17 protein-coding genes are annotated in these 15,361 nt (G+C 75.0%); 7 read left to right on the top strand and 10 right to left on the bottom strand.

Annotated elements, in window-relative coordinates; genetic code table 11:
• Positions 1–45: 45 nt before the first annotated feature.
• Positions 46–399 (top strand): nuclear transport factor 2 family protein, encoded by a 354-nt coding sequence (locus tag DQ241_RS10900; RefSeq protein WP_113830194.1) that lies wholly within the window; start codon positions 46–48, stop codon positions 397–399.
• 17 nt (positions 400–416) lie between these two features.
• On the opposite strand, the gene DQ241_RS10895 is transcribed toward DQ241_RS10900, so the two are convergent.
• Positions 417–1,064, bottom strand: coding sequence for a GntR family transcriptional regulator (locus DQ241_RS10895; protein ID WP_113830193.1), 648 nt, complete (start codon positions 1,062–1,064; stop codon positions 417–419).
• 176 nt (positions 1,065–1,240) lie between these two features.
• Between DQ241_RS10895 and DQ241_RS10890 the strand changes: the two genes are divergently transcribed.
• The 4 genes from DQ241_RS10890 (at position 1,241) to DQ241_RS10875 (ending at position 4,191) form a co-directional block, all read left to right on the top strand.
• Complete coding sequence (locus DQ241_RS10890; protein ID WP_113830192.1) at positions 1,241–1,984, top strand: alpha/beta fold hydrolase; 744 nt, start codon at positions 1,241–1,243, stop codon at positions 1,982–1,984.
• A gap of 26 nt (positions 1,985–2,010) precedes the next feature.
• Positions 2,011–2,616 carry a trimeric intracellular cation channel family protein gene (locus tag DQ241_RS10885; RefSeq protein WP_233492365.1) on the top strand — a complete coding sequence of 202 codons (606 nt, stop codon included), beginning with the start codon at positions 2,011–2,013 and terminating at the stop codon, positions 2,614–2,616.
• 75 nt (positions 2,617–2,691) lie between these two features.
• Positions 2,692–3,102, top strand: a complete 411-nt coding sequence (locus DQ241_RS10880; RefSeq protein WP_113830191.1) for a nuclear transport factor 2 family protein — start codon at positions 2,692–2,694, stop codon at positions 3,100–3,102.
• Between the two features lie 9 nt (positions 3,103–3,111).
• Positions 3,112–4,191 (top strand): NADH:flavin oxidoreductase, encoded by a 1,080-nt coding sequence (locus DQ241_RS10875; RefSeq protein WP_113830190.1) that lies wholly within the window; start codon positions 3,112–3,114, stop codon positions 4,189–4,191.
• A 52-nt stretch (positions 4,192–4,243) separates the two neighbouring features.
• On the opposite strand, the gene katG is transcribed toward DQ241_RS10875, so the two are convergent.
• From katG to DQ241_RS10840, 7 genes are all read right to left on the bottom strand, one after another.
• Entirely contained in the window at positions 4,244–6,463 is a 2,220-nt protein-coding gene (katG, locus tag DQ241_RS10870; protein WP_113830189.1) for a catalase/peroxidase HPI, read from the bottom strand.
• The gene (locus DQ241_RS10865) at positions 6,460–6,921 is read right to left on the bottom strand and encodes a Fur family transcriptional regulator (RefSeq protein WP_113830188.1); all 462 of its coding nucleotides are present in this window, start codon (positions 6,919–6,921) and stop codon (positions 6,460–6,462) included. The genes katG and DQ241_RS10865 overlap by 4 nt, the downstream gene beginning before the upstream one ends.
• A gap of 32 nt (positions 6,922–6,953) precedes the next feature.
• On the bottom strand, positions 6,954–7,337 hold the full coding sequence (locus DQ241_RS10860; RefSeq protein WP_199584401.1) for a DUF5655 domain-containing protein: 384 nt from the start codon (positions 7,335–7,337) through the stop codon (positions 6,954–6,956).
• Positions 7,334–8,134, bottom strand: a complete 801-nt coding sequence (locus DQ241_RS10855) for a CPBP family intramembrane glutamic endopeptidase (protein ID WP_147252362.1) — start codon at positions 8,132–8,134, stop codon at positions 7,334–7,336. The genes DQ241_RS10860 and DQ241_RS10855 overlap by 4 nt, the downstream gene beginning before the upstream one ends.
• Positions 8,135–8,172: 38 nt before the next feature.
• The gene (locus tag DQ241_RS10850; RefSeq protein ID WP_113830186.1) at positions 8,173–8,931 is read right to left on the bottom strand and encodes an SDR family NAD(P)-dependent oxidoreductase; all 759 of its coding nucleotides are present in this window, start codon (positions 8,929–8,931) and stop codon (positions 8,173–8,175) included.
• Between the two features lie 144 nt (positions 8,932–9,075).
• Positions 9,076–9,897 (bottom strand): DUF6544 family protein, encoded by an 822-nt coding sequence (locus DQ241_RS10845; RefSeq protein WP_147252361.1) that lies wholly within the window; start codon positions 9,895–9,897, stop codon positions 9,076–9,078.
• 65 nt (positions 9,898–9,962) lie between these two features.
• Positions 9,963–11,039 carry a TerC family protein gene (locus DQ241_RS10840; RefSeq protein WP_113830392.1) on the bottom strand — a complete coding sequence of 359 codons (1,077 nt, stop codon included), beginning with the start codon at positions 11,037–11,039 and terminating at the stop codon, positions 9,963–9,965.
• Between the two features lie 188 nt (positions 11,040–11,227).
• On the opposite strand from DQ241_RS10840, the gene DQ241_RS10835 reads away from it, so the two are divergent.
• Together DQ241_RS10835 and DQ241_RS10830 are read left to right on the top strand one after the other, a co-directional pair.
• Positions 11,228–11,542: a winged helix-turn-helix domain-containing protein gene (locus DQ241_RS10835; protein WP_113830184.1), complete on the top strand. Its 315-nt coding sequence runs from the start codon at positions 11,228–11,230 to the stop codon at positions 11,540–11,542.
• A gap of 129 nt (positions 11,543–11,671) precedes the next feature.
• A complete protein-coding gene (locus DQ241_RS10830) occupies positions 11,672–12,316 on the top strand; it encodes an SRPBCC family protein (RefSeq protein ID WP_113830183.1) in 645 nt (214 codons plus the stop codon).
• Positions 12,317–12,325: 9 nt separating this feature from the next.
• Here DQ241_RS10830 and DQ241_RS10825 read toward each other — a convergent pair whose 3' ends face one another.
• Together DQ241_RS10825 and DQ241_RS10820 are read right to left on the bottom strand one after the other, a co-directional pair.
• Positions 12,326–13,771: a wax ester/triacylglycerol synthase family O-acyltransferase gene (locus tag DQ241_RS10825; protein ID WP_199584399.1), complete on the bottom strand. Its 1,446-nt coding sequence runs from the start codon at positions 13,769–13,771 to the stop codon at positions 12,326–12,328.
• A complete protein-coding gene (locus DQ241_RS10820; protein WP_113830181.1) occupies positions 13,771–15,294 on the bottom strand; it encodes a long-chain fatty acid--CoA ligase in 1,524 nt (507 codons plus the stop codon). The genes DQ241_RS10825 and DQ241_RS10820 overlap by 1 nt, the downstream gene beginning before the upstream one ends.
• Between the last annotated feature and the right edge of the window lie 67 nt (positions 15,295–15,361).

The raw sequence follows: 15,361 nt of genomic DNA, 5'->3' as shown, positions 1-15,361 counted from the left end.
TCGCGCGCTTGACCCTCCCGCGCCAGGAGGCCGCAGCCTCGGGCCATGACCACACCGACCGGCATCCGGCCCGACCAGCTCCCCACCCCGATCCGCGGCTTCCTCGCCGCGCACGTGGCCCGTGACGCGGACACCGCGCTGCGGGCCTTCACGTCCACCGCGGTGGTCGTCGACGACGGCACGACCTACCGCGGGACCGACGAGATCCGCCGCTTCCTGACCGAGGCGGGATCGGAGTTCACGTACACGACCACGCTCGTCGCCGCGGAGCGCACCGACGACGCGCACTGGGTCGCCGTCAACCGGCTGGAAGGCGACTTCCCCGGCGGGGTGGTCGACCTCCGGTACCGCTTCGCGCTGGACGGCGACCTCGTGGCAGAACTCGTCATCGCCCCGTGACGCCGGGGGCCGGCCGGTCACGCCTCACCGCTCGGCAGGCTGTGCCAGGTGTCGTAGGCGACGGCGGCCGCCCCCTCGACGTCCCCGGCGGCGCACAGCCGGATCAGCTCGTCGTGGCGGTCGGCCGACGCCTGGCCCCCGAGCGAGCCGAACCGCAGCCGCTCGGCCCGGCGCACGGTGGGCGTGAACTGCTCGAGCACCGTGCCGAGGGCGCGGTTGCCGGCGATGCGCACGAGCACCCCGTGCAGCTCGTCGTCGGCCAGCAGCGCCTGCTCGACGTCGCCGGACTCCACGGCCGCGGCGAACCGCCGGTTGGCCTCCCGCATGGCGCTGACGTCGGCCTCGGTCAGTGCCGGGACCGCCTCGCGGACCGCCAGCTCGTGCATGGCCGCGACGACGTCGCGGGCGTCGCGGACGTCCCGGGCGTCGAGCGTGCTCACGACCGTCGAGCGGCCCGGCTGGGCCGCGACGAGCCCGCTCTGCGCCAGCCGCAGCAGCGCTTCGCGCACCGGCGTCCGGCTCACCCCGAGCCAGGCCGCGAGCTCCTGGTCCCTGAGCTGCTCGCCGGGCGCGAAGGTCCCGTCGACGATCGCGTCGCGGAGGCGGCGGTGGACGTCGTCGCGCAGGAGGCCGCGGCCGACGGGACCGGACGGGGGGATCGGCACGGGGAGACCTCCTGGCGGAGCGGGGTGCTGCGGAACGGGGAAGGGCGGAAAGGAGTCTTCCGCAGCCCTTCCAAGGGATGCAATATATCGCATACCGGGTGCGTTGGCGGGGGCGCGCACGTGGTGCGCACCGGACGGGCGACGACCGATCGCTCGCTGACCGAGAGGGAGAGACCATGACCAGCAGCACTTCCGAGCCCCGCACCGGCAAGCCCACGGTGGTGCTCGTGCACGGGGCCTTCGCCGATTCGTCGAGCTGGAACGGCGTGATCGCCCAGCTCCGGCGGGACGGCTATCCGGTGATCGGGGTGGCCAACCCGCTCCGTTCGCTCCACGGCGACGCCGAGTTCCTGCGCGACGTCCTGGACGGCGTGGACGGGCCGATCGTGCTCGCCGGCCACTCCTACGGCGGCAGCGTGATGAGCGAGGCCGCCGACGGCCATCCCCGGGTGAAGGCCCTCGTGTTCGTCGCCAGCTTCCTGCTCGACGAGGGCGAGAGCACCGGCGAGCTGGCCGGGAAGTACCCGGGCAACGAGCTCGGGTCGGCGCTGCGGCCGGTGCCCGTGCGCGGTCCCGACGGGCAGCCCGTCGACGACCTGTACATCGAGCAGGACAAGTTCCAGGCGATCTTCGCCGCGGACGTGCCGGCCGACGCCGCCGCGCTGATGGCCGTCACGCAGCGGCCGATCACCGGCGACGCCCTGGCGGACAAGGCGACGAAGGCGGCCTGGAAGACCGTCCCGTCCTGGACCGTCGTCACGCAGCAGGACCTGGCCGTCCCCGCAGAGGCCCAGCGGTTCATGGCCGGGCGCGCCTCGTCGACCGTCGTCGAGGTGGACGCGTCCCACGCCGTGACCGTCTCCCGTCCCGTCGCCGTCGCGCAGGTCATCGACGAGGCCGCCCGGGCGACGGCCGCCTGACCGCCCGCGGCGACCCCGGAGGCGACGTGCAGATCCTCGACCTGATCGGCGTGTTCGCCTTCGGGGTCTCCGGGGCGCTCATGGCGATCCGCCGCGACTTCGACGTGGTGGGCATCGCGATCCTGGCCGTGGTCACCGCCCTGGGCGGCGGGCTGGTCCGCGACCTGGTGCTCGGCGACACCCCGCCCCCGGCGTTCACCGAGTGGCCGTACCTGGTCGTGGCCCTCATCGCCGCTGCGCTCACGGCGCTGACCCCGCGCGGGTTCACCCGGCTGACGCGGCCCCTGCTGGTCTTCGACGCGGCCGGGCTCGGGCTGTTCAGCGTGGCGGGCACCGAGAAGGCCTTGGACTTCGGCCTGGCACCGGTCGCGGCCGCCTGCCTGGGGGTCACGACCGCGGTCGGCGGCGGCGTGCTCCGCGACGTCATCGCCCGCGAGGTCCCGGCGCTGGTCCGGCCGGACTCCGAGCTCTACGCGGTGCCGGCGCTGGCCGGGGCGCTCCTCGTCGGCACCGCCTCGACCGCCGGCGTCGAGGGGCCGCTGCTCGGCGCCGGGGTCGCGGTCGCCGTCTTCACCGTCCGGGTGCTCGCGCTGCGCCGTCACTGGCGCGGCCCGCGGGCCCGGCACGCCTGATCGCACCGCGGCCCGGCAGGGCAGGATCGCTGCGGGGGTGCGGCCGCGCCCCCGCAGGGACGACGAGGAGGCCCCGTGATCGACGACGTCATCGCCCGCTGGCACCGGTACCTGGCAGGGGACCTCCCCGGCGGTCTCGACGCGCTGCTCGCCGACGACGTCGTCTTCTACTCGCCGGTGGTGTTCACCCCGCAGCGCGGCAGGGCGGTCACCACGCAGTACCTCGAGGCGGCGTCCCGGGCGCTGGCCGGGGCGGGCGCGTTCGGCTACACGAAGGAGGTGCTCTCCGGCGACACCGCGGTGCTCGAGTTCGAGACCACCGTCGACGGCAAGCACGTCAACGGGGTCGACATCGTCCGGTGCGACGACGCCGGCCGGATCGTCGAGTTCCGGGTGATGATCCGGCCGCTGCAGGCGATCCAGGCGGTGCACGAGCAGATGGGCCGGCTCCTGACCACCGGCGGCGGATCCGCGCCCTGGCCGTAGCCTGCGCGGGTGCCCGACCTCTTCGCGCCCCTCCCGCTGGCCCACGGCCCCGCCGCGCCCAACCGGGTGTGGCTGGCGCCGCTGACCAACACGCAGAGCCACCCCGACGGCCGGCTGTCCGAGGAGGAGCTGCGCTGGCTGGCGCTTCGGGCCCGCGGCGGCCACGGCCTCACCATGACCTGCGCGGCGCACGTGCAGGCGGGCGGCCAGGGCTTCCCCGGGCAGCTCGGCGTGTTCTCCGACGACCACCTCCCGGGGCTGACCCGGCTGGCGGCCGCGGTCAAGGACGCGGGATCGCTGGCCGCGCTCCAGCTGCACCACGCCGGTGCCCGGTCGCCGCGCGAGCTGGTGGGGCAGCCGGTCGCGCCGTCGGACGACGAGGCCAGCGGTGCCCGGGCGATGACCGCCGACGAGGTGGTGCAGCTGGTGGAGGACTTCGCCGCCGCCGCCGTGCGGGCCGAGCGCGCGGGGTTCGACGGCGTCGAGGTGCACGGCGCGCACGGTTACGTGCTCACCCAGTTCCTCTCCCCGGAGCTGAACCGGCGCACCGACGGCTACGGGGGATCCCTGGAGAACCGGGCGCGGCTGCTGCTCGAGGTGGTCACCGCCGTGCGGCAGCGCTGCCGGCCGGACTTCCAGGTGGGGGTCCGGCTCTCGCCCGAGCGCTTCGGGCTGCTGCTGGCCGAGGTCCGCGAGGTCGCCGCCGAGCTGCTGCGCGGGGGCGAGGTCGACTACCTCGACCTCTCGCTGTGGGACGTGGCCAAGCAGCCGCAGGAGGAGGCGTACCGGGACCGCCCGCTGATGGACTGGTTCACCGAGCTCGACCGCGGCAGCACCCGGCTCGGCGTGGCCGGCAAGGTGCGCAGCGGCCGGCAGGCGGCCGAGACGCTCGAGCGGGGCGCCGACTTCGTCCTGGTGGGCCGGGCGGCGATCCTGCACCACGACTTCCCCGACCGGGTGCGCCGGGACGCCGGGTTCGTGCCGGTGCCGACGCCGGTGAGCCCCGACCACCTCGCCGGCGAGGGGCTGTCCCCGGTGTTCGTCGAGTACATGCGCAACTGGCGGGGGTTCGTCGCCGACGCGTCGTGACCGGGGACCCCGGCCCGCTCTGCGCGGGCCGGGGTCGCCGGGCGGCCGGGACCTAGCGCAGGTCGAAGCGGTCGAGCTCCATGACCTTCACCCAGGCCGCGACGAAGTCCTGCACGAACTTCTCCTTGGCGTCGTCGGCCGAGTAGACCTCGACGATGCCGCGCAGGATCGAGTTCGAGCCGAAGACCAGGTCCGCGGCGGTGGCCGTGCGGACCACGTTCCCCTCGGCGTCCCGGCCCTCGTAGACGCCCTCGCCCTCGGCCGAGGTCGACCACGAGACGCCCAGGTCGAGCAGGTTGCGGAAGAAGTCCTGGGACAGCACACCGGGGCGGTCGGTGAAGACGCCGTGGCGGACGCCGCCGGTGTTCGCGCCGAGCACGCGCAGGCCGCCGACCAGCAGCGTCATCTCCTTGGCGGTCAGCTCCAGCATGTAGGCCCGGTCGACCAGCAGGGTCTCCGGCTGCAGCTTGCTGCCCGGGGCGATCCAGTTGCGGAAGCCGTCGGCGCGCGGCTCCAGCCAGCCGAAGTTCTCGACGTCGGTCTGCTCCTGCGAGGCGTCGGTGCGCCCGGGGGAGAACGGCACGGTCACCGGCACGCCGGCGTCCGCCGCGGCCTTCTCCACCGCGGCGCTGCCGCCGAGCACGATCAGGTCGGCCATCGACACCCGCTTGCCGGTCTGCTGCTCGAACTCCGCCTTGACCCGCTCGAGCACCGGCAGCACGTCGCGGACGCCCTCGTTGACCGGCCAGCCGATCTGCGGCTCGAGCCGCAGCCTGGCGCCGTTGGCGCCGCCGCGCTTGTCGGTGCCGCGGTAGGACGCGGCGGCCGACCAGGCGGTGTGCACCAGCTGCGGCACGGTGAGGCCCGACGCGAGCAGCCGCTGCTTGAGGTCGGCGATCTCGGCCTCGCCCACGAGCTCGTGGTCGACCGGGGGTACCGGGTCCTGCCAGATGAGGTCCTCGGCCGGCACGTCCGGGCCGAGGTAGCGGCTCTTCGGGCCCATGTCGCGGTGCAGCAGCTTGAACCAGGCGCGGGCGTACTGGTCGGCGAAGAGCTCGGGGTCGTCGCGGATCCGCTCGGCGATCGCGCGCAGCTCCGGGTCCACCCGCAGCGCCATGTCCGCCGTCGACATCATCGGCGGGTTCTTCTTGCCCGGGATGTGCGCATCGGCCACCAGCTCCTGGGCCTCGGGGTTGCTCGGCTGCCACTGCTTGGCGCCGGCGGGGCTCTCGGTGAGCTCCCAGTCCCACCCGAACAGCGTCTCCCAGTAGGAGTTGTCCCAGGTCGTCGGCGTCGGGGTCCAGGCGCCCTCGAGGCCGCTGGTGATGGTGTCGGCGCCCTTGCCGGTGCCGAACTGGCTGATCCAGCCCAGGCCGTTGCCGTGCACCGGGCAGCCCTCGGGCTCCGGGCCGAGCAGCGAGGGGTCGCCCGCGCCGTGCGCCTTGCCGAACGTGTGGCCGCCGGCGATGAGGGCGACGGTCTCCTCGTCGGTCATCCCCATCCGCCGGAAGGTCACCTTGATGTCGTGACCGGAGGCGAGCGGGTCGGGGTTGCCCTTGGGCCCCTCGGGGTTGACGTAGATCAGGCCCATGGTGACGTTCGCGAGCGGGCCCTCGTCGAGGTCCAGCGGATCGTCCCCGGCGTAGCGCTCGTCGCCGAGCCAGGTGTCCTCCGGACCCCAGAAGACCTCCTCCGGCTGCCAGGTGTCCTCGCGGCCGAACGCGAAGCCGAAGGTCGGCAGGCCCATGTCGTCGTGCGCGACGTTCCCGGCCAGCACCAGCAGGTCGGCCCAGGACAGCGTGCGGCCGTACTTCTGCTTGATCGGCAGCAGCAGCCGGCGGGCCTTGTCGAGGCTGGCGTTGTCCGGCCAGCTGTTCAGCGGGGCGAAGCGCTGCGCGCCCTGGCCACCGCCCCCGCGCCCGTCGGCGATGCGGTAGGTGCCGGCCGCGTGCCACGACATGCGGATGAACAGCGGGCCGTAGTGCCCCCAGTCGGCCGGCCACCAGTCCTGCGACGTGCGCATCAGCCGGCGGAGGTCGCTCTTCAGCTCCTCCACGTCGAGCTTCGCGAACTCGGCCCTGTAGTCGAAGTCCGCCCCCAGCGGGTCGGAGTCCCTCGACGGCTTGTTCAGCACCGAGAGGTCGACCTGGTTGGGCCACCAGTCGCGGTTGGTCCGGGGCCGCCGGTCGGTGGCCTGGCTCGGCGACGGGACCGCCGGGTTCTCGCTCTCGCTGGTGCTCGCGGACTGGAGCTTGTCGACTTCGTTGGTCACGACGTGCCTTCCTGTGCGGTGCGGTGGGCGGGAGGACGGCCGGCCGCGCAGGCCGGGCAGCGTCCCCAGAACAGGACCTCGGCCTCGTCGACGACGTAGCCGCCGTCGACGGAGGGGGTGAGGCAGGGTGCGGCGCCGATGGCGCAGTCGACGTCGGCGATGGCCCCGCAGTCGCGGCAGACCAGGTGGTGGTGGTTGTCGCCGACCCGGGCCTCGTAGCGGGCGTCGGAGCCCTCCGGCTGGATCCGGCGCACGAGACCGGCGGCGACCAGTGCGTGCAGGACGTCGTACACCGCCTGGTGCGACACCGCGCCCAGCCGGGAACGGGCCGCGGCGAGCAGCGTCTTGGCGTCCAGGTGCGGCTCCTGGCGGACGGCGTCGAGCACGGCGAGCCGCGGCCGGGTGACCCGCAGACCGGCAGCGCGCAGTGCCCGCTCCAGATCGGCGGTGTCCTGCACAGCCGGATTCTCCGGGGGCCTCCTTGAGCCGGTCAAGAAACCTCGTCCTCGCCGCGTGACGGCCCGGCCAGGGCAGCGGCCTCCCGCAGCCAGCCGGTGACCTCCCCGTCGATGTCGGCCGGCGTGCGCACCTCCAGGTGGTGCATCCAGTGCGCGGGCGCCGGGTGCACGACCTCCTTCCACCGCGGTGAGGGATCGCGCCGGTCGAGCACGACGGAGAGGACGACGTCCGCCCCGGGGTGGCGCAGGTACTGCCCGGGGCGCCAGAGGTAGGCGAAGCCGCGGCGCCGCCGGAAGGCGACCTGGCTGGGGGTGACCCGCACCGTCGCGCCCCCGGCGGCGTCGATCGCCGCGGTCACGCGGTCGAGGGTGGCCAGGCCCAGCGGCGAGCCGGCGAAGAAGTCCTCCGGGGTCACGGGCGCCCGCTCACCGTCCGCGGAGCCGGCCCGCCGCGGCGGTCCGCCGCCAGCAGCGCCACGGCCGCGGCGATCACACCGGCGGACACGACGGCCGCGACGAGCCCCTCCCCGCCGCGCGTCCCGCTGACCACGTTCACCGCGGTGTGCGCGAGCGCGGCCACGAGCAGGCTGCCGCTGCGCTCGTAGAGCCAGCCCAGCACGACGGCGCCCGAGGCCAGGCCGAGCAGCCACCCCGGCACCACCCAGGGGGAGAGGCCGGCCAGACCGCTGTCGATCCAGAACAGCGGCAGGTGCCACAGCGCCCAGGGCACGGTGAGCACCAGCGCCGCGTCCCGGAGCCCGAGCCGCCGGCGCAGCCGGGTCCAGGCCAGCCCGCGCCAGCCGACCTCCTCGCCGAGGCCGCCCACGGCGAAGAGGACGAGCAGCACCGCCGGCCACGACCAGGCCGGGATCCCGGGCATGTCGGCGAAGTCGCCGAGCGCCGGCCCGTCCCCGAGCAGGTGGAGGAGCGGGGCCGCCACCGCGGCGACGGCGGGCGGGAGCAGGGCCAGCGCCCACCAGCGCGGCGCGCCGAGCCGTCCGCGCAGCTGCCGCACCGCCGGTCGGCCTCCCGTCGCCGCCGTCACCCCGACGGCGGCGAGCGCCGGTCCGAGCAGACCAGGGACGTGGCTGGCGGTGCCCCCGGTGAGCGCCACCGGCACCCACCAGGACCAGGAGAGGAGCACGGCCAGGAGCACGTAGGCGGCCAGCGGGCGGTCGCGGACGACCGCGCGGAGCGCCGTCCGCGTGCCCACGGCGCCGGGCTGGTCCCGTGCCGCCGGCCCGGCCGCCGTCACAGCGCGGACCAGCCCCCGTCGCAGGCGAGCACGGCACCGTTGACGTTGCTGGCGTCGTCGGAGGCGATCCAGGTGATGGCGGCGGCGAGCTCCTCGGAGCTGGCGATCGGCGGGATGGTCACGGCCATGATCGGCCCGAGCACCTGCCCGGCCAGGGTGGAGCGGAACGGGGCCTCGATCGAGGTGGCGACCGGCCCCGGGGCGACGGCGTTGCAGCGGATGCCCTGCTGCCGGTAGAAGAGCGCGGTGCTCCGGGTCAGGCTGTTGACCGCCGCCTTCGAGGCCGCGTAGGCGACGCCGGAGGCCGACGCCCGGAACCCGGCCTCGGACGAGACGTTGACGATGGAGCCGTGCCCGGCGGCGAGCATCACCGCCAGCACCGCGCGGGTCATCCGCATGGTCGCCGTCAGGTTCACCGCGAGCACGCGGTCCCAGGTCTCGTCGTCCATCTCCGCAGGCGGCAGGAAGCCGTCCATGATCCCCACGTTGTTCACCAGCACGTCGACCCGGCCGTCGGCGGCGGCGAGGAGCTCGGCGGCGCTGCCCGACTGGGCGACGTCGCCGGCCACGGGCACCAGCGGCAGCTCGCCGTGCTCGCCCACCAGCTCCTTCAGCCGCGGCTCGGAGATGTCGGAGGCGATGACGCGCGCCCCCTCGCGGGCCAGCCGGAGGGCGGTGGCGCGGCCGATGCCGGCCCCGGCCCCCGTCACGACGGCGGTGCGCCCGTCGAAGCGGCCGGCGGTGAACTCGGACATGGCTCTCCAGGGGGATCGGCACGCCGGAGCCCCGGCGCGGTGGGAGGTGCGGGGACGAGGGAACCGGCCGGCGCCGCGCGGCGGGCAGGGCCGAAGGACCCGGCCGGACCGGGAGAGGTCACCGGCCCGGCCGGGCCGCTCCCGTCACCGCCCGGGCGCCACGTCCAGCACCAGGTCCCGCAGCTCCATCTCGCCGTAGCGGAAGTCGCCGTCCGGCAGCTGCCACACCGCGGCTCCGCCGGTCATCCGCGGGCGACCGTCCACGGTCCGCCAGCCGGTCACCGGGGTGCTCCACCGGGCCCGCACCAGGCCGCCGGGCAGGTCCGCCCAGCGGTCGGTGCTGCGGACGTCCCGGGGCCGCCCCGCCTCGTCGAGGAGGACCTCGGCCCCGACCGTGCGCCCGGCGTCGGAGACCGAGACCCGGAAGGCGTCCGGCCCGGCGGCCGACCAGGTCGTCCGGGGGTCCAGCAGCATCCCGGGTGCCAGCAGGACGGCGTCGTCGAGCCAGGTGGTGAGCTCGCCGGTGTCGAACTCGGGGCCCGACCCGTCGGCGACGGTCACCACTCCGAGCGCCTTGCCGAGCATCCGGCCGGTCCCGGCGCGGTAGGTGTCCCAGCCCCACATCGGCAGGGCCCGGCCCACCACCAGCCGCATGCGGAAGAGCCGGGCCACCTCGACGGCGGAGTTGTACTGCCAGGCGTCCAGCGGCAGCCACGGTCCGTCGGGCCGCCGGCGGAACCGTCCGCGGAAGTGCGCCCGGAACGACCACGGTCGGGGCCGGCCCACCACGCCCATGGCGCGCAGGTACCGGGCTGCGGCCTCCGGGAGCCCGTCGAGGTCGGCGTCGGTCACCGGCCCGGTGCGGGCCGGCCCGGCCGGCAGCCCGGCGGCGGCCACCGTCCGGGTGAACGCCCGCGGTGGGCGCGGCCGGCGCCGTCCGCGGTGCGCATCCTGCCTGTTCCGCACGGACCCTCCCCGGTGCTCGGAACCCCGACCCTGCCCGGCGGAGCGCCCCGCTGCCACCGGGGCGCTCACCGCCGGAGCTCCTCGTCGGACCGGGCGTCGTCCGGGTCGCGCGGGGCCGGTACGCCGCGGGACGTCCCGCGCCGGCGCCACAGCGGCTCGAGAGCGGTGAGCTGCTCGTCGGTGGCGACGCCGAACGGCGGGCGGGCCGGCGTGGGCAGCGCGTGCCGGCCCTGGCCCCGGGTGGCACGCAGGCTCAGCCAGATCGAGACGCCGATGATCGTGCTGATCACCGCCAGGCTGACGGTCGTGGGCACGTAGAAGACGTCGATCTTGAGCGCCATCTTCAGGCCGACCCACACCAGCACCAGCGCCAGCCCGGTCTTGAGGTAGACGAAGCGGTGGATCAGGTCGGCGAGCAGGAAGTACATGGCGCGCAGCCCCAGGATCGCGAACGCGTTCGCGGTGAAGACCAGGAACGGCTCGTCGGTGACCGCGAAGATCGCCGGGATCGAGTCGACGGCGAAGACGATGTCGGTGAGCTCGACGAGGAACAGCACGGCCAGCAGCGGCGTGGCCAGCAGCTTCCCGCCGCGTCGGATGAGGAACCGCTGGCCGTGGTAGTCGTCGGTCATCGGCACCCACCGGCGGAACAGGCGCAGGGCGCGGGACCGCTCCGGGTCCAGGTGCTCGTCGCGCTGCCGCAGCATCCGGTAGCCGGTCCAGAGCAGGAACGCGGCGAACAGGTAGAGCACCCAGCCGAAGCTCGCGATGAGCACCGAGCCCCCGGCGATGAACAGCCCGCGGAACACCAGCGCCCCCAGCACGCCCAGGAACAGCACCCGGTGCTGCAGCTCGCGGGGGACGGCGAAGTAGGCGAACAGGATGGCCCAGACGAAGACGTTGTCCACGGCCAGCGACTTCTCGATCAGGTAGCCGGCGAAGTACTGCTGCCCCAGCTCCGCCCCGTAGCGCCACCACACCCAGGCGCCGAACCCGATGCCGGTGGTCACCCAGACCGCCGACCACGCCGCCGCCTCGCGCACGCCGATCACGTGGGCGCGCCGGTGGGCGAGCAGATCGACCGCCAGCATCCCGACGATGAACGCCAGGACGGCCAGCCACAACCACAGGGACACCTGCACGAGCACACCTCCGGTCCGAACCGACCGGAGGTCTCTCCCGGCGCCCGGCCGTGCCGGGCACCCGCTCCACCGAGCCCCCTCCCGAGGGAGCCGTACTGACGGCGGTGCGACGGGGGATACTCCCCTCCGCGAACGAGTGAACCGCACTTCAGGTGTTCGCGCCACCCGATCCGAACAGGAGACGCCGGATGACCGCCGCGGACCGCCCGTCCTGGACCTTCCTCACCAACCACGGGCACGTGCTCCTGGCCGTCGCCGCCGATCCGCGGGCCCGGGTGGCGGAGCTCGCCGAGCGGGTGGGCATCAGCGAGCGCGCGACCCTGGCGATCCTGCGGGACCTGGAGGAGGCGGGCTACGTCAGCCGGGCCCGCGAGGGCCGGCGGACGCGCTACGAGCTGCACCGGCACCGGCCGTTCCGCCATCCCAACGAGGCCCACCGCGAGGTGGACGAGCTGCTCGCGGTCTTCGAGGTCCCCGCGGGCAGGACGCCGGGGGAGGGCTGAGGCCGTCCGCGGCACGGTCGGACGCCCCTGGCCGAGGGGACGTCCGGCCCGCCCCGGTGTCCCCGTCGTCGGCGACCCTGGAGGTCCTGCCCCGCGCCGGCCGGCCGGCCCCACCGAGACGAGGAACCGATGCTCCGTGCGCTGCTGCTGTCCGCGGGTGCCGCGGCGGCGGGCCTGCAGGTGCTGCACGCCCGACGCAACTGGGGAGCCACGGACGCGGAGGTGGCCGCCGTCCTGCCCGGTGACGACCTGGTCCCGGAGCCCGCCGAGCAGCTCACGATGGCCGTGCCCGTGGACGCGCCGCCGGAGGCGGTCTGGGCGTGGCTGGTGCAGATCGGCCAGGACCGCGGCGGCATGTACAGCTACGACCGGCTGGAGAACCTGATCGGGCTGCGGATCCACTCGGCCGACGAGATCCGCGAGGAGTGGCAGCACCTCGCCGAGGGGGACCGGGTCGTCGTGGTGCCGCGGGGTTACGGCCCGATGCCCGACGGCTACGCCTTCACCGTGGCGCGGGTGGACCCGCCGCGGGCGCTGGTGCTGCGCCAGGCACCCCCGGAGCACCCGTGGAACGGGGTGTGGTCCTTCTCCGTCGTGCCCGACGGCGCCGGCGGCTGCCGGCTGCTCTCGCGGGCCCGCACCGAGGTCCCGCGGCAGGCGGGGCTGCGCGTGGCCACCCGGATCGGCGAGCCGGTGACCCTGGTGATGACCCGCCGCATGCTGCACGGCATCAAGGAGCGCGCCGAGCGGCGCGGCGCCCCGGCGGCGAGCTGACCCGGGGGATCAGGGGGCGCGCAACGGCTCCGGGCCGCCCTCCTCCTCGCCCTCCTGGGCCGCCGCGGCCGACACGAGCTCCGCCAGACCGCGCTCGATGCCGTCGGCCAGGGTCCACACGTCCGCCGCGGTGTCGTAGTCGCCGGTCACCCCGAAGGTCAGCCGGCCGCAGTAGCTGAAGATCGCCACCCCGGTGCGCAGCCGGGCGGCGATGGGGACGTAGGGGACGATCTCCACCAGCCGCCGGCCGAGCGCGTACAGCGGCCGGCGCGGACCGGGCACGTTCGTCGTCACCGTCACGATCTGCCGCTGCGGCAGCCGCGCGGCCAGCCGCACCGGCGCGGCGATCGAGGGGAAGGGCTCGCCCCCGGCCACGGCCAGCAGCGCCGCGCCGGCCTCGGCCTCGCCCGCGGCCTTGAGGTGGGTGAGCCGTGCACGCACCGCCGCGAGCCGCTCGACCGGATCGGCGACGTCGACGGGCAGGTCGGCCAGGAGCAGCGACACCCGGTTGTCCCGGATGCTCTCCTCGCCGGGGGCGCGCACCGAGACCGGGACCAGGGTGCGCACGCCGTGCGGCGCGGGCTGCTCGCCCCGCTCCAGGAGCAGTTCCCGGAAGCCGGCGGTCACCGCGGCCAGGACGACGTCGTTGAACGTCCCCCCGAGCGCCGAGCGGACCCTCCTGACGTCGTCCACCGTGCCGCGGGCCAGCGCGAACCGCCGGTGCCCGGACAGCGCGCCGGACAGCGAGGTCCGCGACGCCGGGACCAGCGCCCCGGCGAGGGACGCCACGCCGCGGGCGGTGCGCGCGGCGGTGCGGCCCAGCGCCCGCGGCCGGCGCGCCGCCGCCAGCAGCGCCCGGGCCTGCTTCGCCGGGAGCCGCAGCAGGTCCAGGGCCGCCGCCGAGGCGAGCGCGAGGTCCGAGGGCGGTGGCTCCGGGTGCCAGTCGTCCGGCGCCGGGGCGCCGGGCTCGGGAGTGGCGTCGAAGACCACCCGGTACAGATCGGTCCCCGAGATGCCGTCGACCATGCTGTGGTGGACCTTCGAGATGAGGGCCCAGCGCTCCTCGCCGGTACCCGCGTCGCGCACGCCGTCGACCAGCCAGTACTCCCACAGGGGGCGGGCCCGGTCCAGCCGGGCCGACATGACCCGGCCCATGAGCGCGGCCAGCTCGCGGTCGCCCCCCGGCGGGGGCAGGGCGGTGCGGCGCAGGTGGTAGCCGAGGTCGAAGGACGGGTCGTCCACCCACACCGGCGGGCCGAGGTCCAGCGCCACCTCGCGGGCCTTCTGGCGGTACCGGGGGATCAGCGGCAGCCGGCCGGCCAGCGCGGCGGCGAACTCGTCGGTGGACGGCGCGCGGCCCTCGAACACCGCGATCGACGCGATGGCCAGGGACGTGCCGGGCTCCTCGTCCTCGAGCTGGAGGAACGCGGCGTCCAGCGGGCTCATGCGGTCCATCAGCCGACGAGCTCCCGCTTGAGGATCTTGCCCGTGGCGTTCTTCGGCAGCGCGTCCCGGAACTCGACCGTGCGCGGGTACTTGTAGGACGCCACGCGCTCCCGCACGAAGGCGACCAGCTCGGCCTCCGTGGCCACCCGTCCCGGGCGCAGGGCCACGAAGGCCTTCACCTCCTGCCCCAGCCGGGGATCGGGGACCCCCACGACCGCCGCCTCCGCGACGGCCGGGTGCTCGTAGAGGACGTCCTCCACCTCGTGCGGGTAGACGTTCTCACCGCCGCGGATGATCAGGTCCTTCTTGCGGTCGACGACGAAGAGGAACCCGTCGGAGTCGAGGTAGCCGAGGTCGCCGGTGTGGAACCAGCCGCCGGCCATCGCCTCGGCCGTCGCGTCCGGCCGGCCGTGGTAGCCGCGCATGACGTTGACCCCGCGGACGACGATCTCGCCCACGTGCTCCTGCCCGGGTGGCAGCGGGCGGCCGGCGTCGTCCCAGATGCCCACCTCGACGCCGTAGACCGGCTTGCCGACGCTGTAGACCCGGCGCTCCTCGGCGCTGACGTTGAACGTCGTCGTCGACGCGGTCTCCGACATCCCGTAGCCCTCGAGGACGACGATGCCCCAGGTGCGCTCCACCTCGTCGATGACCTCGGCGGGGAGCGGGGCGCCGCCGGAGATGCCCACCCGCAGCGAGGACAGGTGGAACTCGTCGCGGCGGGGGTGGTTGAGCAGCGCGATGTACATGGTCGGCACGCCCTCGAAGACGGTGACGCCGTCGCGCTGGATCGTCGCCATGACCCGCTCCGGGTCGAACCGCGGGACCAGCGACATCGTCGCGGCGAAGCGCACGGCGCAGTTCAGGATGCTCGAGAGCCCGAAGACGTGGAACAGCGGCAGCACGGTGAGGATGACGTCGTCGTCGCGGATGCCGAAGAGCCGTCCGGGGGTGTCGGCGTTCATGAACAGCTGGAAGTGCGTCAGCTCCGCGCCCTTGGGCCGCCCGGTCGTGCCCGCGGTGTAGATGATCGCGGCGGTGTCACCGGGATCGGACTGGTGCAGCGGCGGCGGCCCGAGGACGACTGCCTCCGCCAGCTGCTGGAACCGGCGGCCGACCGACGCCGGCGGGAAGCCCGGCAGGTCCAGCACGAACAGCTCCTGGAGGCCGACGTCCGCCGCCGCCTTGGCGGCCTCCTCGGCCGCACCGTTCCAGGTGACGAGCAGGCGGGCGCCGGAGTCGCGGAGGACGTAGGCGATCTCCGCCGACCGGAGCAGGGTGTTGACGGGGACGGCCACGCAGCCCGCCTTGAGGATCCCGAAGTACGCCACGGGGAAGTGCGGCACGTTCGGCAGCTGCAGTGCCACGGCGTCGCCCGGACGCAGCCCGCGGGACACCAGCCCCGCGGCGAACCGGTCGGAGGCGGCGTCCAGCTCGACGTAGGACATGCGCCCGCCGTCGTGGAGCAGCGCCCACTTCTCCGGGTGCGTGCGCGCCGATTCCCGCAGCAGGAAGGCGAGGTTGAGTGACACGGTGCCCTGCCTCTCGTCGTCGTGCTGCCCGATGCTGGCGGCAGCAGGGCCGCCGTGGCACCGGCCG

It is taken from the genome of Blastococcus sp. TF02A-30, from assembly GCF_003319185.1.
In the GTDB taxonomy this organism is placed as follows: domain Bacteria; phylum Actinomycetota; class Actinomycetes; order Mycobacteriales; family Geodermatophilaceae; genus Blastococcus.
Note: the sequence above shows the minus strand (reverse complement) of the source record. Positions and strands in the feature narration are given on the sequence as shown.

Excerpts from the sequence above, each read along its gene's own strand:
- DQ241_RS10890 (WP_113830192.1), top strand. The coding sequence starts at position 1,241 with ATGACCAGCAGCACTTCCGAGCCCCGCACCGGCAAGCCCACGGTGGTG.
- DQ241_RS10830 (WP_113830183.1), top strand. The coding sequence starts at position 11,672 with ATGCTCCGTGCGCTGCTGCTGTCCGCGGGTGCCGCGGCGGCGGGCCTG.
- DQ241_RS10835 (WP_113830184.1), top strand. The coding sequence starts at position 11,228 with ATGACCGCCGCGGACCGCCCGTCCTGGACCTTCCTCACCAACCACGGG.
- DQ241_RS10850 (WP_113830186.1), bottom strand. The coding sequence starts at position 8,931 with ATGTCCGAGTTCACCGCCGGCCGCTTCGACGGGCGCACCGCCGTCGTG.
- DQ241_RS10825 (WP_199584399.1), bottom strand. The coding sequence starts at position 13,771 with ATGGACCGCATGAGCCCGCTGGACGCCGCGTTCCTCCAGCTCGAGGAC.
- DQ241_RS10900 (WP_113830194.1), top strand. The coding sequence starts at position 46 with ATGACCACACCGACCGGCATCCGGCCCGACCAGCTCCCCACCCCGATC.